At 55.3% G+C, this 21898-nt stretch carries 14 protein-coding genes; 9 read left to right on the forward strand and 5 right to left on the reverse strand.

What is annotated here, in order from left to right:
• Positions 1-5: 5 nt before the first annotated feature.
• Both pstA and JOE25_RS20040 read right to left on the reverse strand, forming a co-directional pair.
• Complete coding sequence (gene pstA, locus JOE25_RS20035; protein ID WP_209638215.1) at positions 6-1658, reverse strand: phosphate ABC transporter permease PstA; 1653 nt, start codon at positions 1656-1658, stop codon at positions 6-8.
• A complete protein-coding gene (locus tag JOE25_RS20040; RefSeq protein ID WP_209638217.1) occupies positions 1655-3829 on the reverse strand; it encodes an ABC transporter permease subunit in 2175 nt (724 codons plus the stop codon). Before JOE25_RS20040 ends, pstA begins: the two co-directional genes overlap by 4 nt.
• Positions 3830-4353: 524 nt before the next feature.
• Between JOE25_RS20040 and ppk1 the strand changes: the two genes are divergently transcribed.
• On the forward strand, positions 4354-6417 hold the full coding sequence (gene ppk1 / locus JOE25_RS20045) for a polyphosphate kinase 1 (RefSeq protein ID WP_209638220.1): 2064 nt from the start codon (positions 4354-4356) through the stop codon (positions 6415-6417).
• A gap of 10 nt (positions 6418-6427) precedes the next feature.
• Entirely contained in the window at positions 6428-7978 is a 1551-nt protein-coding gene (ppx, locus tag JOE25_RS20050; protein ID WP_037424503.1) for an exopolyphosphatase, read from the forward strand.
• A 28-nt stretch (positions 7979-8006) separates the two neighbouring features.
• Here the strand turns inward: ppx and JOE25_RS20055 are convergent, their stop codons facing one another.
• Entirely contained in the window at positions 8007-10226 is a 2220-nt protein-coding gene (locus tag JOE25_RS20055) for an EAL domain-containing protein (RefSeq protein ID WP_245210026.1), read from the reverse strand.
• A gap of 488 nt (positions 10227-10714) precedes the next feature.
• Here JOE25_RS20055 and JOE25_RS20060 point away from each other — a divergent pair, with 488 nt between their 5' ends.
• The 4 genes from JOE25_RS20060 to JOE25_RS20075 all read left to right on the forward strand — a co-directional run bounded on the left by JOE25_RS20060 (position 10715) and on the right by JOE25_RS20075 (position 16591).
• Positions 10715-10894, forward strand: a complete 180-nt coding sequence (locus tag JOE25_RS20060) for a YfgG family protein (RefSeq protein ID WP_209638224.1) — start codon at positions 10715-10717, stop codon at positions 10892-10894.
• Positions 10895-11091: 197 nt separating this feature from the next.
• On the forward strand, positions 11092-12525 hold the full coding sequence (gene mgtE / locus JOE25_RS20065; RefSeq protein ID WP_209638226.1) for a magnesium transporter: 1434 nt from the start codon (positions 11092-11094) through the stop codon (positions 12523-12525).
• 162 nt (positions 12526-12687) lie between these two features.
• Positions 12688-16029: a diguanylate cyclase gene (locus tag JOE25_RS20070; RefSeq protein WP_209638228.1), complete on the forward strand. Its 3342-nt coding sequence runs from the start codon at positions 12688-12690 to the stop codon at positions 16027-16029.
• A gap of 211 nt (positions 16030-16240) precedes the next feature.
• The gene (locus JOE25_RS20075; RefSeq protein ID WP_209638230.1) at positions 16241-16591 is read left to right on the forward strand and encodes a DNA-binding protein; all 351 of its coding nucleotides are present in this window, start codon (positions 16241-16243) and stop codon (positions 16589-16591) included.
• 10 nt (positions 16592-16601) lie between these two features.
• On the opposite strand, the gene alkA is transcribed toward JOE25_RS20075, so the two are convergent.
• Positions 16602-18098: a DNA-3-methyladenine glycosylase 2 gene (gene alkA / locus JOE25_RS20080; protein ID WP_209638231.1), complete on the reverse strand. Its 1497-nt coding sequence runs from the start codon at positions 18096-18098 to the stop codon at positions 16602-16604.
• 166 nt (positions 18099-18264) lie between these two features.
• On the opposite strand from alkA, the gene yegD reads away from it, so the two are divergent.
• The 3 genes from yegD to JOE25_RS20095 all read left to right on the forward strand — a co-directional run bounded on the left by yegD (position 18265) and on the right by JOE25_RS20095 (position 20861).
• Entirely contained in the window at positions 18265-19617 is a 1353-nt protein-coding gene (yegD, locus tag JOE25_RS20085) for a molecular chaperone (protein WP_209638232.1), read from the forward strand.
• Positions 19618-19794: 177 nt separating this feature from the next.
• A complete protein-coding gene (locus JOE25_RS20090; protein ID WP_209638233.1) occupies positions 19795-20358 on the forward strand; it encodes a GNAT family N-acetyltransferase in 564 nt (187 codons plus the stop codon).
• Positions 20352-20861 (forward strand): AAA family ATPase, encoded by a 510-nt coding sequence (locus JOE25_RS20095; RefSeq protein ID WP_209638234.1) that lies wholly within the window; start codon positions 20352-20354, stop codon positions 20859-20861. The genes JOE25_RS20090 and JOE25_RS20095 overlap by 7 nt, the downstream gene beginning before the upstream one ends.
• Positions 20862-20867: 6 nt before the next feature.
• On the opposite strand, the gene JOE25_RS20100 is transcribed toward JOE25_RS20095, so the two are convergent.
• Positions 20868-21821, reverse strand: coding sequence for an aldo/keto reductase (locus JOE25_RS20100; protein WP_209638235.1), 954 nt, complete (start codon positions 21819-21821; stop codon positions 20868-20870).
• Positions 21822-21898 lie beyond the last annotated feature (77 nt).

Raw genomic sequence — 21898 nt, forward strand, 5'->3', positions numbered from 1 at the left:
CATAATTACTGCGACCATGCTCTGTACCGCTCCCTTAGCGAGTGTCGGATGCCCATCGCCGCCAAATTCAACCCTACCACAATCACCACCAGCAGGAAGGCGGTGGCAAAGACCAAAGGACGGGCCGCTTCCACGCTTGGGCTCTGGAAAGCCATATCGTAAATTTGGAAACTCAGATGCATAAACTTCCGCTCCAGGTGCAGATACGGGAAAATGTCATCCACCGGTAGCACAGGGACGGATTTCACTACGCCAACCAGCATCAGCGGTGCCGTCTCTCCGGCTGCGCGCGCTACCGCCAGGATCAACCCCGTCATCATTGCTGGCGCAGCCATTGGCAAAACAATGCGCCACAGCGTTTCCGCCCGGCTGGCCCCCAGCGCCAACGAGCCCTGACGCAGTGAGGCTGGAATGCGCGACAACCCCTCTTCAGTGGCAACAATCACCACCGGCAACGTCAGCAACGCCAAGGTCAACGCCGCCCACAATACGCCCGGCGTACCAAAGGTTGGGTTAGGCAGAGATTCCGGGAAGAACAACTGATCTAGGCTGCCGCCAATCATATAAACAAAGAAACCAAGGCCAAATACGCCGTAAACGATCGACGGCACACCGGCCAGATTAACGACCGCGATGCGTATCAGACGCGTCAGCACGTTATTACCTGCGTACTCGTGCAAGTAGACGGCGGCGATCACACCAAACGGCATCACCACAATCGACATCAGAATCACCATCAGCACCGTGCCAAAAATAGCCGGGAATACGCCCCCTTCGGTATTGGCTTCACGCGGGCTATCACTAAGGAACTTCTTCACCTGCTCACCCCAATGCACCAGCTTTTGCGTGGTGTTCATCGCATTGGGATACCAGGCATCACGCACCTGACTAAGCGCAATGGTGTGAGTCTGGCCGTGCATATCACGCAACAACAACGCATCACGGTGGCGATCGCGGTTCAATCCGTCCAACCGGTCAGACAGCATGCGATACTGGCGTTGTAACTCCAGTCTTTCAGCATTGATGGAAGCCTGAGCACGCGCGCTCAACTGTTCGCCGTGCTGCAAGCTTTTCTCGCGCAGGCGCAACGCGTCAAACCGTTGGTTGATGCGCGCCATATCGCGGAACTGAATATCATGTGCCTGGCGTGAAAGCGCAGCAATTTGCGGCAAACGCTGTAACAGCGCTTGGCTGAGGTTACGCCCGGTCAAGGGTTGACCGTCCTGTAGCATACCGGCCAAATAGCCATAGGCTGTGCCGTTGCTGTTTCGCTCCAGCACCAGTAAATCGCGCGGCGTGCTTTGACGAAGAATATCGCCAGCCAGCAGCGTGCGGAAATCCTGCCCTTCACTCTCGCGATTGCCTACCTTGATCAGATAACGTTCAAAGCTCGGTGCATTTCCTGGCGGTAATTCAACGCCAGACGCCTGCAATTGACGGCGCGGAATGCTCTGTTGCTGGTACAACTCACCGATCATCGTCACCGGTCCGGCAGCGCTTTGGTTGAGTTCAAATTGGTAGACAGGGCTGGGCCAGAAATAACGCATACCCTGCCCAGCCAGCAGCAGCAGAATACCGATCAACGCTAACAGACTGACGGCGACCGAACCGGCGGTCAGCCAGATCCACGGTGAACCGCTCTTCGCCCAACGTCTCATGGCGCCTCCTGGTTCAAGGTATAACGTTCACGCAAACGCAGACGAATGGCTTCCGCCAGCGTGTTGAAGACAAAGGTGAAAATGAAGAGCACCAGCGCAGTCAGGAACAGTACGCGATAATGGCTGCTACCGGCAACGGCCTCTGGCATCTCAATGGCGATATTGGCAGCCAAAGCGCGCAAGCCCTGGAACAGGCTGCCGTCGATAACCGGTGTATTTCCGGTCGCCATCAGCACGATCATGGTTTCGCCTACCGCCCGGCCAAAGCCAATCATCAGCGCCGAGAAAATACCGGCGCTGGCAGAAGGTAAAACCACTCGCATCACGGTTTGCCATTGCGTTGCCCCCAAGGCCAACGATCCCTGGCTCAAGGTTGCCGGCACGCTGAACAAGGCATCCTCCGCCAGAGAGAAGATAATCGGCACCAGCGCAAAGCCCATCGCCACGCCGACCACCAGCGTATTACGCTGGTCATAATCATCACCCAGCCAAAAATGCAGCGGTTCGCCGAACAGTTTCACCTCCAGCCAAGGCCCAAGGGTGAACGCCAACCAAACGGTGAGGGCTATCAGCGGTAATAGGATCAGCTGGTCAACCCCCGGCGGCAGACGACGCGATGCCAAGCGGTTCACCAGCGCCCCGCTCGCCAGAACGACCCCGGCCAGCAACAGCGGCAACGACAAGACCGCCAATAAATAGTGTTCAATCACCGGGGCCAGCCAAATACCGGCCACCAGCCCGATCACTACCGTCGGTAAGGCGCCCATGACCTCAATCGCCGGTTTGATCACCCGCCGCAACCCGGCGGACATGAAATAGGCCGTATAAATTGCCCCGGCTAGCGCCAGTGGAATGGCAAACAGCATGGCGTAGGCCGCGGCTTTGAATGTACCGAAAATGACCGGAATCAGGCTGAACTTGGCCTGGTAGCTGTCCTCCCCAGAGGTTGACTGCCAAACGTAAGCCGGTTCGGGGTAATTCTCGTACCACACCTTGTGCCACAGTGAGCGCCAGGTGACATCGGGATAAGGGTTATCGATCGCATAGTGTTGCCAACCCTGTGCCGTTTCCAACAGCAGGCCATCACCACGTGGGGCGAATGCCATCTGCTGTACCCCAGCGGCGAGTCTGCCATTCAGCAATGGCTGTGGTTGGATACTGGAAAATAACGAGAAGCCACCGTCGGGCCTCAGCGTAGCAAACACTCGGCGATACGGTTCAGCCACCAGTAAATCCTGTGGTTCGGACTGATGGTCGAAATGTTGAACTGGCGTCAACTGCCAGCGCTGATCTTTTTCAACATCAAACCATTCACGCATAACGCCATTGGCCGCTTCAATCAATAACGCACTGCCGCCGGGCAACGCCGTCAGTTGATAAGGGGGATGATCGCCGAGAATACGGCTCTCTTTTAGCTGTAACTGGGTATCGTTTATTTGATAGCGGGCCAGCCGATTACCTGCCAGCAGGTACAGTTGACGGCCGTCCGGCGTTAATACCAACTGCTGCACCGCGCTATTAAGCGGGTGTTCACTCAGTTGTGGGGGTTGATCGTGGCTAAAACGGCCGAACACCAAACGGCGATCGGCGGTGATCCCCGCCAGCAAATACTGCCCATGCCGCGCCTGGGACAGTGTCAACAAGGCCAACGGCTGCCCCTGTTTGTCCAGCGTTAACGGCCGCTGTCCAAGCGGGAATAACCACTGCGGTAACGACGTACCTGCGGCAGCAAAATCCGCGCTGGCGACAATAAATCGACCGTCGGCCTGCGCCAAAGCAAACAAATCACGCTCGCCAGCCGCCTGGGTCAACAGCACAGGTTTGCTCAGCAACGGTTGTTGCGTCAACGGCGCACCCGTTTTAGTACCTTCTTGGGACGCTAAGCGGTAAAACTGTCCCACCCCCTGGTCGTCAATGCGATAACCGATACGCTGCTGCACATCCATACCCAGCGCCAACGCCGGTGCAGCTGCACTGAGCGGCAACGGCGTTGCCTGGCCCATCGCCGCCGGTTTAAACAACGGGAGCACCGCAAACAGCAGGTAAACGAAGATCAGCATTAACGTCATCAGCACCAGCAACCCGCTGACGGTGACCGCCGCCTGCACGCTACGGTCGATGCGCGCTCGCAGGCGATCCCGGGGATGTTGGTTTACCGTAGTCTGTGCCATGTCTCTCGCTATCGCTGATATAAGCAGGCTTGCGCCATAGAATAACCGGGCATCTTATGTCAGTTTTATGACGTTTGCATGACAAAGTTACCCGGAGCTTTCATCGAATTTTACGCTGCAATACTCATCATTCATCACATATGTTGCTGAAAAATGATGGCAATACCGATCACATACATAAATATAAAGCACAATAATCACAACTTTATGCTACGCAAACAGCCCCTTCCGCGCTGATACCACAGTAAATATTTTTACGTATTAAAATGCCTCACGCCAACGTAATGGATATGTTGGACTTTCCTGTCAATCTCTCGCAATAATGATGCAAGATAGTAGGCTGTGTCCCGCAATGGGTCATGGCGCCGTCGCAGTCCCAAAGCCCGCAGTCAAGGCGCTGGGGGCTGGGTATAGCGAACCTAGGTTCAAGCCCGACCACGCAGCGCTCGGGCTTTAGGGACGCGACCTGAAGCGGCATCCGGGCTAGGTCCCGGATCCTTTTCTAAAATTGAACTGGAGTGGCAATGGGTCAGGAAAAGCTCTACATCGAAAAAGAATTAAGCTGGTTATCCTTTAATGAACGCGTGTTGCAGGAAGCCGCAGATAAGAGCAATCCCCTGATTGAGCGCATGCGTTTTCTGGGCATTTACTCCAATAACCTTGATGAATTCTATAAAGTCCGTTTTGCCGATCTCAAACGACGCATTCTGATCAGCGAAGAACAGGGTTCTGGCGGCACCTCTCGCCATTTGCTGAAAAAGATCCAGGCCAAGGTATTAAAAACCGATCAAGAGTTCGACAGCCTCTATAACGATTTACTGCTGGAAATGGCGCGTAATCAAATCTTCCTGATCAACGAACGCCAGGTGTCAGAGAACCAGCAGATTTGGCTGCGACAATACTTCAAACAGCATCTGCGCCAACACATCACGCCTATCCTGATCAACCACGAAACCAATCTGGTGCAGTTCCTGAAAGACGATTACACCTATTTGGCCGTTGAGATCATCCGCGGTACGCGTATCGATTACGCGCTGCTGGAGATCCCGTCCGACAAGGTGCCGCGCTTTGTCAACCTGCCACCGGAAGCTCCGCGTCGCCGCAAACCGATGATCCTGTTGGATAACATCCTGCGTTATTGCCTCGACGATATCTTTAAGGGCTTCTTCGACTACGATGCGCTCAATGCCTATTCCATGAAAATGACCCGTGACGCGGAATATGATCTGGTCACAGAAATGGAATCCAGCCTGCTGGAACTGATGTCTTCCAGCCTGAAGCAGCGTCTGACCGCCGAACCGGTGCGTTTTGTTTATCAGCGTGATATGCCAAATGAAATGGTGGAACTGCTGCGCGGTAAACTTGGCATCTCCAACTACGATTCGGTGATTGCCGGCGGCCGCTATCACAATTTCAAAGATTTTATCGGCTTCCCTAACGTCGGTAAGGCCAACCTGGTCAACAAACCGCTGCCGCGCCTGCGCCATATTTGGTTCGATAAGTTCCGCAACGGCTTTGACGCCATCCGCGAACAAGACGTGCTGCTTTACTACCCATACCACACCTTTGAGCATGTGCTGGAACTGCTGCGCCAGGCGTCCTTCGACCCCAGCGTGCTGGCGATCAAAATCAATATTTATCGCGTAGCAAAAGACTCCCGCATCATCGAGTCGATGATCCACGCAGCCCACAACGGCAAGAAAGTCACGGTGGTGGTTGAGCTACAGGCGCGCTTTGATGAAGAGGCCAACATCCACTGGGCTAAGCGTCTCACGGAAGCTGGCGTGCACGTTATCTTCTCGGCGCCGGGGCTGAAAATCCACGCCAAGTTGTTCCTGATCTCGCGCCGTGAAGGCGATGAGATTGTGCGCTATGCTCATATCGGGACCGGTAACTTTAACGAGAAAACCGCGCGTATTTATACCGACTATTCGTTGCTGACCGCCGACTCACGCATCACCAATGAGGTGCGTCGCGTGTTCAACTTTATCGAAAACCCATATCGACCGGTCACGTTCGACAACCTGATGGTGTCGCCGCAAAACTCGCGCTTGAAGCTGTATGAGTTGATCGACCAGGAAATTGCCAACGCTGAGGCGGGGCATCCGGCTGGCATTATGCTGAAAATCAACAATCTGGTGGATAAAGGGTTGGTAGATCGGTTATATACCGCCTCCGGCGCCGGTGTAAAAATCCGCCTGTTGGTGCGAGGGATGTGTTCTTTGATTCCCAACCTGCCGGGGATCAGTGACAATATTCAGATAATCAGCATCGTCGACCGTTATCTGGAACACGATCGGGTTTACGTTTTCGAAAACAAAGGTGACAAACTGGTTTATCTGTCTTCCGCAGACTGGATGACCCGTAATATAGATTACCGCATCGAAGTCGCGGTCTCGCTGCTGGATCCAACGCTGAAACAACGGGTTCTGGATATTCTGGAAATCCTGTTCAGCGACACGGTCAAGGCGCGTTACCTCGATAAAGAACTGAGCAACCAGTACGTACCGCGCGGCAATCGCCGTAAAGTCCGTTCTCAGGTTGCCATTTATGAGTATTTAAAAGCTCTGGAACAACCAGGACAGTAGGCCAGCAACTATGCCGCTAAAAAGCACAGCAACGAACAAACCGCAGGAAATCGCTGCCATCGATCTCGGGTCGAATAGTTTCCACATGGTGATTGCCCGCGTCGTCAACGGCGCCTTACAGGTATTAGGCCGTTTAAAGCAGCGGGTACACCTCGCCGATGGATTGGACAGCAACAATGTGCTCAGTGAAGAGGCAATAGAACGTGGCCTGGCCTGTCTGGCGCTGTTTGCCGAACGGCTTCAGGGCTTCCCGGCGGATAACGTTACGATCGTCGGTACCCATACATTACGCCAGGCCGTAAACGCAGAGGTCTTCCTCAAGCGCGCGGCCAAAGTTATCCCTTACCCCATTGAAATCATCGCCGGGCAGGAAGAAGCACGTCTGATCTTTATGGGCGTGGAACATACCCAGCCGGAAAAAGGCCGCAAGTTGGTGATCGATATCGGCGGCGGTTCCACTGAGCTGGTGATCGGCGAAGACTTTGAGCCCCTGCTGGCAGAAAGCCGCCGCATGGGTTGCGTCAGTTTCGCCCAGCAGTTTTTCCCTGGCGGGGAAATCAGCAAAAACAACTTTAAACGTGCACGCCTCGCAGCAGCGCAGAAACTGGAAACCCTGGCCTGGCAGTACCGCATTCAGGGCTGGCAGTATGCGCTAGGCGCGTCCGGCACCATCAAAGCGGCACACGAAGTGCTGGTGGAAATGGGTGAAAAAGACGGTCTGATTACGCTTGAAAGGCTGGAGATGTTGGCGGAACAGGTGCTGCAGTTTAAAAACTTCAGTGCACTGAGCCTGCCGGGGCTGTCAGAAGACCGTCAGTCGGTGTTTGTTCCGGGTTTGGCTATCCTGTGTGGCGTATTCGATGCGCTGGCAATCCGCGATCTGCGTCTTTCCGACGGTGCTCTGCGTGAAGGCGTCCTGTACGAGATGGAAGGCCGTTTCCGCCATCAAGATATTCGCAGCCGCACCGCCAAGAGCCTGGCCGATCACTACAATATCGACCGTGAACAAGCCAAACGGGTGCTGGAAACCACGGAACTGTTGTACGCACAGTGGATGGCGCAAAACACCAAGCTGGCGAACCCGCAGTTGGAAGCCCTGTTGAAGTGGGCCGCCATGCTGCATGAAGTAGGCTTAAGCATCAATCACAGTGGGATGCACCGCCACTCGGCCTATATTCTGCAAAACACCAACTTGCCTGGCTTTAACCAAGAGCAGCAGTTGTTGCTGGCTGCACTGGTCCGCTTCCACCGTAAAGGCATTAAGCTGGAAGAACTGCCACGCCTGAACCTGTTCAAGAAAAAACATTACCTGCCGCTGATCCAACTGTTGCGTCTGAGTACCCTGCTCAACAATCAACGTCAGTCGACCACTACCCCAGAAACGTTGCGTCTGAGCACTGACGACAACCACTGGACACTGCGTTTCCCTGCGGGCTATCTGGCGCAAAACAGTCTGGTGCAACTGGACTTTGAACGTGAACAGGCCTACTGGAACGACGTCGTGGGCTGGAAACTGATTTGCGAAGAAGAAGGCTCTCAGGACGAGCAGCGCTCAGCCTAAAGCTATCGCCCCCGCTTGGGGGCGATAATCACCGTTGTGCCGGCAGCAGTGCCGTGAGCGGCTGAGGTTCACTGATAAAATAGCCCTGCATATAATCCACGCCAGCGCCCTTGAGCGCCGCCCACTGTTCCGCGCTTTCAACATACTCCGCCACAATGACCAATCGCTTCATCCGTGCGACCTTGCAAATCGACATGATTACCTGAAAATCCACCGGATTGGTCAGCATATCGCGTACAAAACTCCCGTCTATTTTCAGCATGTCCACCGGCAGTATCTTGAGCCGATCGTAGCTGGCATAGCCCGTGCCAAAATCATCTAACGCTATACGGCACCCCATTTCACGTAATACCTGCAAATTGGTACCGGCGTAGTCGGTATCCTGCAGCAAATGCGACTCGGTCACTTCCAGTGTCAGTTGATAGGGTTCAATCCGGTACTGCTTCAGCAAATTCTGCACGTCATGGCACAGCATGGGCCTGCACAGCGAAGAGGGGGACACATTGATCGCAAAGCGTACGCTGGGCAGTTCGGTACGGTGTTTGTCCATAAATTTTAGCGTATTGCGCAGTACCCACATGTCCAGCCGATAGGACAGACCGAACTCATGCACCACCGGTAAAAAGTCGTTCGGTGAGACGATCGCCCCCTGATCATCGCGCATACGCAGCAGAATCTCGTGGTACCTATCGCCGCGCAGACCCAGGATCGGCTGCGCCATCAGGATAAAGCCATCGCTATCCAGCGAACTCTGCACCCCATGCAGCAACGCCACCTTGCGTTTGATTTCGTCCTGTATCAAATGACCACCATTGTGTGCACTCTCCGGCTTGCCACTGGTCAGCGAGACTTCGGCCAACGAGCTGAGTTCCCCCAGCAGAAGATACAGATGCTCAAAATCGGCAATCACACTGCAGTACCCGAGTCCCAACGGCGGATGGATTGGCAACCCATTCCAAACCAATCGGAATTTTTCCAACCCGCGGTAAATCTCAGCGACCTTTTCTTCACTGTTACTGCCGTCCACTCGCAACAACAGGTCATAGCCCGGCAAATGGTAAACCCCCTCGCCCGGCGCCAAGATTTGGTGTAAAAGCGCGGCCAACTGCTGCTTAAAACGAATGCGCAACTGCATGCCGTAATTACGACTTAGCAAGTCCAACTCACTCACGCGCAGAAAACACAACGTCGAAGGCGGTGATTGAGCCAGATCCCGTTTAAGGGCGCGCAGATTGGGCAAACCAATCACCGGATCCTGCAGCGCGGCGCTTTGCGCCCTGGCATGACTCAACCGTTGGCGAGTATTGAGCGCAGACATCAAGAAAATGCATAAGGTAAACACCACCATCATCGAAGAAATAACGGCAAGGTTATGCAACAGGTTTTCGTGCTGGGCATAGTCAGGATGATGGGAAAGCAACACCAAAAGCGTGGAGGACCAAATGATGCAATTGAATTGGTAGCCAAAACGCATTGCGCCGTACAGCATCACCGGCAGCAGTAATATCAGACCGTAGCCCCCCAACAACAGAGGATTGGCATCTTTTGCATGATAAGACAGCAATACGACCATTGCACACAGGATCAAAAACCACAGCGCCAGCTCTTTTTTATCGACGTCTGGAGCCATTTCACGGCCAACGCGCCGCCAAAGTCTTAACATGAACCCAGGCTTTTTCAGCAGGCGCAACATAAAGTAGAACAGTGGCACTGCGGAAAGGCACCCTAATAACAACGCCTGGAAATTAACCAACGCGAGCAGATAGCCATTATCGCCCGGCATCATTCCCAGCTCGTCAGGCAATTGTTTTAACCCCACCAACAGCTTCAATCCGAGAATAAACAGCAGCGCCGGCAACACGATCAGCCAGACCAGCCTTGCCTTGACTAACCTGGGCACGCCGGGAGCCGCACACCAGCGGCGCTGGGTTTGGTTGCGATACCCCAGCCAACATAGGCTTAGGCATAACAGGTATAACGCCGTGAGCAGCACGCCGCTTTCCAGGCCAAGTCGGCAGCCGTAACGCAGCAAAATGGCAAGCGCGATTCCCGGCAGCGCCCGCCAGTCATAAACCATCAACAACGCAATACAGGCTGCCAGCGGCAGGTAGAGCAGATAAACCTTGCTCTCGGGTAACATGATGCGGGGGGAGAGCCAACCGGCGAACGGGATCAACAACAAGCTCCAGATCAGGGGGTATCCCCACCAGCGCTCACGCAACTGTTTCCAAAATGTCGGTTTAACCATAAAAATAATGAGTCCTTCAGAGCGCAATTCCATTCACGCGTTCAGGTGGTAAGGCAGGTTCCTTTTCATACCTCTATCCATTCATGAGGCAAACTGAAAGTACCATATGCGACAGGGGAACGGGGGGGAATTTTATGCACGAGGGCCGTCTCAGGCTTGACGCCGATCAACCAAGGAGGAAAAGTTGGGTAAAAATATGTCAGCCATTTTTTGTCATCTCTTAACATGCTGATCCCACAGATAAACTCAAACCCAAGCTAAACACCGGTCAAATACTCTGTTTGGGTCGCCGGAAATAAATAGACAATATTTGTCACCAATCGCTAGAATCCCATTTACACTTTATCGGCTTTCATTACTCGCTCTCAGTACGGTAAAAGCACGGCCTATTACGCTCATATGAGCCGTTGGCTCCACACAGCCGCTACAGTGGCTACCGTTTGAAAGGCAGCGGGTATAACACAGGAAACCGGCATGCCGGGTGATATATGCGTAAAAAAACTACCGGACAAATGACGAAAATAGTGCTGCTTATCAGCTTTATCATTTTAGTCGGCCGTCTGCTGTATGCCGCCGTCGTTGCGGTGCCCCATCATCAGGAAAAAAAGCTCGCCCCCTATCAAGAGACCACCGAGGTAGAGGGAGAAAACCAGGACACTCCCCCCTGAACCGACAGACCCAACACCTCCTGCAGAGCAATCGAATAGTTAAGCAGCCTGCCGTCGGACCGCATTTCGGCATGCCAGGCCCCTTACTTATTCCTTGGCATCTGTGCCCATTTCATAAAAATGACGCCTGCATTCACTATGCTCTATCTTGTGTAGCGATCGCCCGTAAGGATCACTGAGTGCCAGTAAGGAATACCATGTCCGCCGCAACGCATAATGTTAAAAAAGTCGCTGAGCATCGTCAGCGCATTCTTTCCCTGCTGTTAAACAACAAAGACCTGATAGACGGTATTCTCGGCAGACCAGGGGATGAAAACGCCCTCAGTAAAAGTGAACTGCTAAACCAGACCGCCGAAATTACCGGGCTGCTGGACGACATGCATGCCGCTGACCTGGCCGACTTACTGGAAGCGTTACCGCAGGACGAACGCCTGGCGCTGTGGCGTTTGGTTGGCAATGCCAAACGCGGCCAAACACTGGTGGAAGTGGCCGAACCGGTGTGGGACAGCCTGATCGAAGAGATGAGCGATAAAGACCTGCTCAAGGCGATCAAAACGCTGGATGTCGACGAACAGGCTTATCTGGCTCAATATCTGCCGCGTAACCTGATGGGCCGCCTGCTGACCTCGCTGGAGCCGGATCAGCGTGCGCAGGTGCGCGAGATGATCCACTACGGCAAAGACACCGTCGGCTGGATGATGGATTTTGAACTGGTCACTGTGCGCCCTGACGTTACCCTCGGGGCCGTGCATCGTTTCTTGCGGCTGCGCAAAACCATCCCGGACGCTACCGATAAACTCTTTGTCACGGACCGTAAAAATACGCTGCTCGGTGAACTGCCGCTGACCGCGGTGCTGCTCAACGATCCTGAAACGCCGGTACACGCAGTCATGGACAACGATCCCACCCGTTTTCTGCCTGAAGACAAAGCGGAGGCTGCAGCCAGCGCGTTTGAACGTTATGACCTGATCAGTGCCCCAGTTGTCGATGCCAAGGGCAAACTGATGGGCCGCCTGACGATTGAAGAGATCGTCGACGTCGTCAATGAAGAAAGCGACAGCAACCTTCGCCGTATGGGGGGGTTGAGCCCGGAAGAAGACGTGTTTGCCCCTGTCAGCAAAGCGGTGAAAACTCGCTGGGCTTGGTTGGCAATCAATCTGTGCACCGCGTTTATCGCGTCACGTGTCATCGGCCTGTTTGAACACACCATTTCGCAGTTGGTGGCATTGGCGGCGTTGATGCCCATCGTTGCGGGTATCGGCGGCAATACCGGTAACCAAACCATTACCATGATTGTCCGCGCACTTGCGCTACACCAGATCGAAGTTGGCAATATTTCTCGCCTGATGCTCAGGGAGCTTGGCGTCGCCATCATTAACGGCGTCGTATGGGGCGGCATTATGGGGATAGTCACCTGGCTGCTCTATGGCGACTGGGCTATGGGTGGCGTCATGACGTTAGCCATGATCCTCAACCTATTGGTGGCGGCGCTGATGGGGGTGGTGATCCCAATGACCATGCTAAAAATGGGCCGAGATCCTGCCGTCGGTTCCAGCGTACTGATCACAGCATTAACCGATACCGGCGGCTTCTTTATCTTCCTCGGCCTGGCCACGCTGTTCTTGCTCTGACGCTGTCGAGCCGGCGGCAACGCCGGCTTTTGCGCTCGCTCACTAAAGCCGTTTGATCCAGTAGGTTTTCTTGCTGTGCTGTACTACCCTTTGGCAATAAACTTCTCATCCCATCCGCGTCATGACGTAGTTCAGTGACAGATGCCAGCGTTAAGGTTGTCTATGGATATCAGCGCACCGAATCATCTCACTACGCGTAAAAGCGGGCTGTTACCGCAGACTTTGCTGGCAACCGTAGCCGTTTTTCTGTTGGCCTTGTTGTGCCTGACGCTGTCGAACGAATCCAGCCATTTTACGCCACTGTGGTTCCCTACGGCGGCCATCATTACCCTGTTGTATCGCCATTCGCCGCGCCAATGGGGATTACCCTTGCTGGCCTGTGGGCTGGGTATCATAAGCGCCAGCGTTATCCTGTACGGATTTAGCTGGTTGCCGGTAAAGCTTGCGCTGATCAACCTGCTGGAAGCCTCCGTCAGTACCCTGCTGCTACGCCGCATGCTGTTGTCTGACGATCCCCTGAATAATCTGGCCAGTTGGCTAAAGTTCGTGGTCTGTGCGGTCATTTTCACCCCGCTATTTAGCGCCTTGCTGGCCGCCTGGTGGGCCCCTGCCCCGGAGCAATCCTTCTGGCAACCCTTCAATACCTGGTTTATTTCGGAAGCCATTGGCGTCCTGTCACTGGCACCGATTGGATTGGTCTATCGCCGGCGCATGCTGGAGCAGTTAAACCTGTTCTCCTTGCTGCTGACGCTCATGATGGCGCTGATTTTTTGCTATCTCGCGCTGACCTATCTGCCTTTCCCGTTTACCTTTGTCATTCTTCCTCTGCTGTGGGCGGCGATCGCACTGCCACGCCTGGAAGCCTTTGTGACCTGCTTTTGTACCACATTGATGATCACCGTGATGATTTCACTTGGGCTGCTGCATTTTAATGTTCCCGCCGAACCGCTCAGTGACATCGAAATCTACTTACCGATTCTGTTGATTTTGATCCCCGCACACGCCATGGCGATGGTCATGCACGCCTTCCGGGTAGAAAAACAGCATATCGTCGAGAGCGAAGCCCGCTTTCGTAATGCGCTGGAATACTCCGCTATCGGCATGGCGCTGGTCTCTCCGCAAGGGAAATGGCTACAGGTCAATCAAGCACTGTGCAACCTGCTGGGCTACACCCCGGAAGCTCTGCGGCGCTTGACGTTTCAGGAGATCACTCACCCGGATGATTTGAATGCCGACCTGATGCAGTTACAGGATCTGCTCGAAGGCCATATCAGCAGCTACACCCTGGAAAAACGCTATATTCGCAGCGATGGCGAACACGTCTGGGCTCTGCTGGCCGTCTCAATGGTGCGCGATGCCGAAGGCCTACCGCTGTATTTTATTTCTCAGGTGGAAGACATCAGCGAACTGAAACGCACCGCCGCAGAGAATCATCGGTTGGTTGAACGCATCACGCTGGCCAATCAGGTGGGGGGTATTGGCGTTTGGGAATGGGTCATGGACGGTGAGGAACTCACCTGGGACAAGCGCATGTTTGAACTCTATGACCTCAGTCCAGAGCAGACGCCTACGCTTTCACTGTGGCGCACCCTCCTTCTGCCGGAAGATCGCGAGCGAACCGACCGTGAAATGGCCTCTTTGCTGGACCAACCGCGTCCTTTTATCCTCGAATTCCGGCTGCTTTCCCGCCAAGGGAAAATCCGCCATATCCGCGGCCAGGGCAACGTCATTCTGGATGCACAAGGCCGCCCGCTGCGCATGATCGGCACGAACATTGATATGACGGAAGTCCGTAATCTGACCGAAGCGCTGCACCAAGAGAAAGAACGTCTGCACATCACGCTGGATGCCATTGGCGAAGGGGTGATTTCAACTGACGATGCCATGCATATCACCTTCATGAATCCGGTGGCCGAACAGATGTGCGGCTGGCCGCTGAGTCTGGCTGTTGGCATGCCGATTGCGGGAGTCGTACGCATGACTAACGGCAAAGATGGCATGGAAGTGGAAAACCCGGTCCAGTGCTGCCTTCAGGAAAATCGTCAGCTTTCGGCGGATTATGCCCTGGTGCTGCACAGTCGCGACGGCCGTCACTTTGATATTCAACAATCGGTATCGCCGCTGAAAACCCTCGGGGGTGGCGTGATGGGGGCTGTGATGGTGTTGCAAGATGTCACGGCTTCACGCGAGTTGATGCGTAAACTGAGTTACAGCGCCGCCCATGACGCCCTCACCAGCCTGCCCAATCGCACCAGTTTTGAGAAGCGGCTGAAAGCCGCCATCCTGGGCTCCGGTGAAAAACAGCGGCAGCATGCGCTGGTGTTCCTCGATCTCGATCGTTTCAAGGCCGTCAATGACAGCGCCGGGCATGCCGCAGGCGATGCATTGCTGAGGGATATTGCTCAACTGATGCAACGCCACGTGCGTGACAGCGACTGCCTGGCAAGGCTGGGAGGGGATGAGTTTGGGCTAATCCTGTTTGATTGCGCCAGCGAGCAGGCAAAATCCCTGATGCAGCAGCTGGTTAACAACATCAGCCAGCACCCGTTCTATTGGGAAGGAAAGGTTTATCACGTAGGTGCCAGCGCTGGCATCACCCGTATAGAGAGCGGCAGTGGTAAAAGCGGCGAGCTGTTGGCGCAGGCGGACATTGCCTGTTATACAGCCAAACATCGCGGCCGCGGGCAGGTCTATCTGTATGAGGCACGGCAAAAACAGATGCTGGAACGCCAGCATGAGCTGCTGACGAGACAGGAAGTGATGAGCATTATTGCCGACGGGCAGTTGATGCTCAGTGTTAAGGCAGTGGCACCGCCGAAAACGCCACTGGCAGTGTGTTTCTATCAGCTAAAACTTCAGGTCATGCCGCTGGATCCACGCCCGTTGAACGGAGAGGCGTTTCTCGCTGCGGCACAGCTCTATGGCCTGCTGCCGGACGTCGATGACTGGGTCAGCCGGCAGATTCTTGAGCACCACGCCGCAGAGATCGGGGCCAAAGGCCTGACAATCGCGCTCCCGCTCTCGACAGACAGCCTGCTCGACGCCGGGTTCCGGCAACATCTGATCACACGGCTTAATGCCTCTCCATTACAACCACAGGCTTTGCTGCTGGTGGTCGATGAGGCGGCGGTGCTGGAACACGATGACATTTGCAGGCCGTTTATCCACCAACTGCAACGAATGGGCTGCAAGCTGATCGTCAGCGGCTTTGGCCACAGCCTTAACGCCTTCGACGAACTGCATGATCGTCGGATTGACTATATCCGCATTGATGAGCGCTTTATCACCCAGGTTCACTGCAATCAGATGGATGAACTGATGGTTTCCATGCTTAACGGCGCAGCCCATCGTATCCACGCGCAGACACTGGCAGGCCCGGCACACCAGCAGATAACCTTGCATACGCTGCAGGCTCTGGGCGTCGACCTGGCAGACGGTGACGCCGTGGCGCGGGAACACCCCCTTACCGAGCTGCTCAGCGGCGGTTATTTCGGCATAAGATAACCGCCTCAGCACGGCGCTCTCCTGTGTTCTTTTGCGTTGCGGCATCCTGTGCCGCACGCCCCCAGCACGTTTTTGCTTAGCCAATCAGATGTTAGTGGTATAACTAACGGGTGAAAGTTAATCCTTCGTACAATCACTTTGATACGGAAATCAGCACGCCCGTTAATTTCCAGGAACCATCTTTGCACGTAATTGCTCAGGGATAATGGCTATGAAAAACGAGTGGTTTGCCGCCAGGGAGCTGACAGGCATAGCAGGACTGCCCTCTTCACCACAGGGAATCAATTTGATGGCGCGGCGCGAAGGTTGGATCAGCCGCCGCCGTAAAGGCATCCAGGGGAAAGCGGTGGAATACCATATCAACAGCCTGCCTATTGGCCCGCGCAAGCTGTTGATGTTACAGGAAGAACCCGCAGAATATCAGGTTGAACGCCAAGAGCCACTGGCAGTATGGGTGCAGTATTACTATCACCTGAGCGAAACCGAACGCGAGAAGGTGCTGGCATTCCTGATGCGTGAAGGGATAGAAAGCCTACTGGCTCGTATCGACAACGAAGGATAACGCCACCGCGCTAATTGTCGACATCCGCCAGCGGTACCCATGCGTCGTTATGCCACAAATGGAGCGTGGCGTAAGAACGCCACGGCCGCCAGCGTTCGGCATATTTTTCAATTTGGCGCGGCGTCAGGTCAGGGAAGCGTTGCTTGATCAAATAATCCCCCGCCAAAAACACGTCTGGCCATGACCAGGCACGCATCGCGATATAACTGGCCGTCCAACTGCCAATCCCCGGCAAGGCGGTCAGCGCCTTAATACCTTGCTCAATATCCAACACGTTATCCAACTGGAGCCGCCCTTCGGTTACCGCACGCGCAATCGCAATGATTGCCGCTGCGCGTTTCAACTGCACCCCCAGCGGACGCAACGCCTCAGGGTGTAACAGCGCGACCTGCTCAGCATTGGGGAACAGATGTGTAATGCCGCCATAGGGTTGTTCCAGCGGCGTCCCCCACTGTTCAGCCATCCGCCCGGCAAAAGTCGCGGCCATCTTGACGCTCACCAACTGCCCCAAGACGGCACGGACCGCCTGTTCAAAACTGTTCACGCAACCGGGCAGCCGCAACCCTGGTGCATCGGCAGCCAATGCGCCCAAGGCATGGGCAATCAAATCCGGTGCGGCGTCCAGATCAAACAGTTGACGGATCCGGCGCAGCACTTCCGTGGTCACCCGGCTTAATGAGGCGGCAATCTCTACTCGTACCCGGTTGCGCGTCTCATCCGGCTGGACGCTCACCCAGCCGCAATACTCGACGCCCCCTTGGGTAATGGCTATCGCTCGCAGATACTGCTGCCCCTCAACCCGTTCGACACCGCTCACCGCACGCGCATGCAAAAAACCCAACATGCGCTGCCAGTCATAGGGCGGTCGGTAGCCCAGATGAAACACCAGCCCGCTGGCAACGGTGGGCGCATTGCGTTCGCAGCTGCTGCGCAGCGCCGATGGAATAAGCCGGTAGCGTGCCTTGAACAGCTCATTAAAACGCCGCAGGCTGCCAAAACCGGCCGCAAATGCGACGTCACTCAATGGCATGTCGGTATCCGCCAGCAGGCGTTTGGCCTGCAACAACCGGTGCGACTGGGCGTAATCAATCGGCGATGCCCCAAACTGATCGGCGAAGATACGCCGCAAATGACGATCAGAGATCCCCAGCCGCGCGGCCAGTTGCTCGCAACTGTGTTCTGACAGGTACCCTTGTTCAATCAACTGCACCGCCACCTGCGCATAGCGATTGCCAAGATCGATCAGCGCCAACCCCGGTGCCAGCTCCGGCCGGCATTTCAGACAGGGGCGGAACCCCGCCAGTTCCGCCGCCGCGGCGCTGGGGTAAAAAGTGCAGTTCTCGATTTTCGGCGTACGGGCACTGCACACCGGCCGACAATAAATGCCGGTCGAGGAAACACCGACGAAAAAGCGGCCGTCGAATTTGCGATCGCGCGCGCTCAGTGCGTCGTACAGCGCCTGTTGTTGGTTTTTCATGGCAACGCTCGGGGTCAGTTTTTTGTTCATTATGCGACTCGGCTGGTGCGCTGACGTGCGGAATTCGGACATTAAGTTAAGCATGCCATGCTGGTCGCCGCTAAATTTTTCGTCAGTTAAGCGCCCACACGTTGCCCAGGAGCCAAGTCTCGGGTAAAGTCGCCCCCCTTCATTGGCATGGGGATTGAGAAAAGACATGTTTATTGGATTCGATTACGGAACAGCCAACTGTTCTGTCGCAGTGATGCGTGATAACGGCCCCGAGCTACTGACGTTGGAAAACAACGAACCTTACCTGCCGTCGATGCTTTGTGCGCCGACGCGTGAAGCCGTGAGCGAATGCTTGCACCGCCACTGGCAGGTACCGACCGGCAGCGAAGAGAATCAGCAACTGCTGCGCCGGGCCATTAGCTACAACCGCGAAGAAGACATTCCCGTCGGTAACGACAGCGTGCTATTTGGCCTGCAGGCACTGGCGCACTACGCCGAAGATCCGGAAGAGGTGTATTTTGTTCGCTCGCCGAAATCCTTCCTCGGCGCTAACGGCCTGAAGCCACAGCAGATTGCGCTGTTTGAAGATCTGGTTTGCGCCATGATGTTCCACATCAAACGTCAGGCGGAAAACGTGCTGCAAGACAGCATCAGCCAGGCGGTGATCGGTCGTCCGATCAACTTCCAGGGGATTGGGGGGGAAGACGCTAACCAGCAGGCGCAGGGTATTTTGCACCGTGCTGCCGAGCGCGCCGGTTTCAAGGACATTGAATTCCAGTTTGAACCTGTAGCGGCGGGACTGGACTTCGAAGCGACGCTGAACGAAGAGAAAACCGTGCTGGTGGTAGACATCGGTGGCGGTACGACCGACTGCTCGGTACTGCTGATGGGGCCACAATGGCGCGACCGTGCCGATCGCCAGCAAAGCCTGCTGGGGCACAGCGGGTGCCGCGTCGGCGGTAACGACCTGGACATCATGTTGGCGTTCAAACAGCTGATGCCGCTGTTCGGCATGGGTGGCGAAACCGGCAAGGGTATCGCGCTGCCCGCGCTGCCTTATTGGAACGCGGTCGCCACCAACGACGTGCCGGCACAAAACGACTTTTACAGCGTCGCCAACGGTCGCATGCTGCGTGATTTGATCCGTGATGCCGCCGAACCGGAAAAGGTCAAACGTTTGCTGAAAGTGCACCAGCAGCGTCTGAGCTACCGGTTGGTACGCGCGGCGGAAGAGAGTAAAATCGCCCTGTCGGCGCAGCAAAGCATCAGCGCGCCATTGGCGTTCGTCCAGCCTGACTTGGTGGAAACCATCAACCAGGATCAGCTTGCCGACGCTATTTCGCAACCCCTGTTACGTATTCAGGAACAGGTCAGTGCCGCCCTGGCGAGCAGCCAAACCGCACCACAGGTGATTTATCTCACCGGCGGTAGCGCGCGTTCACCCTTGCTGCGTGCCGCGCTGGAACAACAGTTGCCGGGCATCCCTATTGTCGGTGGCAACGACTTCGGCTCGGTAACTGCCGGGTTGGCGCGCTGGGCGCAAACGCTGTTCCGTTAATGGCCTGAGGGCGCGGTATATACCGCGATCCAGACGGCAGACAAAACCGCATAAGGGCTAAACAGGTAAGGGTCGAACCTGTTCGATCCGATTTAACCCATTGATTATGCTATAGGGCGTAGCATGCAGCGCCCCTACCATGAAACCAAGGAATGCTTGGTTACTGGAGGAAAGTCGATGTGTGAAATATTTCCCCTGGAAACTGACAGGCTGCGGTTGCGTGCCTGGCGTGACGATGATCTGCCCGCCTTCGCTGCCCTTAATGCCGATCCTCGGGTCATGCGTTATTTCCCCGCCCCGCTCAGTTCCACGCAAAGTGACGCACTCGCCGACAAGATCCGCCTGTTCATGCAACAGCATGGTTGGGGCTTATGGGCACTGGAAGTGAAAGGCGGTGCGCCTTTTATCGGCTTTGTTGGGTTGGCTATTCCTGCTGATGATCTCCCCTGCTCGCCCTGCGTAGAAATTGGCTGGCGGTTGGCGGCAGCGCATTGGGGTAAAGGCTACGCCAGTGAAGCGGCCGAGGCCGCATTGCACTATGCCTTCGAACACCTGAATCTGGCAGAAGTGGTGTCCTTTACCGCCGACGCTAACCAACCGTCGCGCCGGGTGATGGAACGCATCGGCATGACGTCCAAGGGTGAAAGCTTCCTTCATCCACGGCTACCCCAAGGCCATCCGCTGCAAAAACATGTACTGTATCGGCTGGGGCAACAATTATGGCGGGAGCAACAATGCTGATCGTTTTTTCCGGGCTGCCGGGCAGCGGCAAAACTACGCTGGCACGGGCGCTGGCAGGTGCCCTATCGGCAATTCATCTGCGAATCGACACCCTGGAACAGGCAATCCGTGACAGCGGTGCCTTAGCCAGTGACGTAGGCCCATCAGGCTATTTTGCCGCCTATGGCGTCGCTGAGGATAACCTGCGTCTGGGCCACACCGTGATCGCCGATTCGGTTAACCCACTGCCTGTCACCCGTGAAGCCTGGCATCAGGTTGCGCTCCGGACTGGCAGAACCTGTATTGATATTGAAGTGTTCTGTTCAGACAGTGCGGAGCACCGCCGAAGGATCGAAACCCGAGGCGGCGACATTGCCGGGCTACGATTGCCCAACTGGCAGGATGTCAGTAACCACGATTACATCCCCTGGAACATGCCAGTGGCCTCTATTGATACCGCAGGATGTACAATTGAAGCCTGCCTGACGCAGCTGCTTCAGTTGATCGATACCGCCCGCGGTTAATCTCGATTACCAGGCGCTGGCTTCGTTCAAGGTGCTGATATCATCCGCATCCAGCCGAAGCCGGGTGGCGCTAACCAGCTCATCCAACTGTTTTAAGGACGTGGCGCTGACGATAGGTGCAGTGATGCTGGGCCGTGCGATCAGCCAGGCCAGTGAAACCTGTGCCGGCGTGGTGTGATGCTTCTTCGCCACCTGATCCAAGCCTGCCAGAATGCTAAAGCCCCGCGGATTAAGGTACTGCGCGATCACTCTGTCGCCACGCTGACTTTTGCCGATATCGTGTTCACTGCGGTATTTCCCCGTCAGAAAACCGCTGGCCAGCGAGAAGAAGTTAATCACGCCCAACCCATGACGCTGCGCAACGGCCTCCAATCCCTGCTCATAGCCCGCCCGCGCATACAGGTTATATTCCGGTTGCAGGGTTTCATAACGCGCCAGCCCTTCCTGCTTACTGATATTGAGGGCTTCTTCCAGACGATCGGCCTGGTAGTTAGACGCCCCTATTGCCCGTACTTTGCCGGCCTTGATTAAGGCATCAAACGCCGCCAACGTTTCCGCAAGCGGCGTATCCCGATCGTCATCATGGGACTGATACAGATCGATATAGTCGGTCTGCAGGCGGCGCAGGGAATCCTCCACCGCTTGCTGAATATAACGTGGTGACAGCCCCTGTTTACCCTCGCCCATCGGTTTGCCTACTTTGGTGGCGATAATCACCTGGTCGCGCTTGCCGCTCTTTTTCAACCATTCGCCAATCGTGGTTTCCGATTCCCCCCCCACATTGCCCGGCGCCCAGCTCGAATACACGTCCGCGGTATCGATAAAATTGAGCTGATTTTCCACCAGCGCATCTAACAGGCTGAATGAGGTTTCACGATCCGCCGTCCAGCCAAACACGTTACCGCCGAAGGTCAATGCTGGTACTTTGATGCCTGAACGGCCCAGTTCTTTATGACTCATTGCATGCTCCATGGAGTTAATGATTTGCAGATTAATTATTAGCGTGAAGGCATAAAGTTCGCTAAAACCTATTCGCT

The organism is Serratia sp. PL17 (genome assembly GCF_017832355.1).
In the GTDB taxonomy this organism is placed as follows: Bacteria; Pseudomonadota; Gammaproteobacteria; order Enterobacterales; family Enterobacteriaceae; genus Serratia.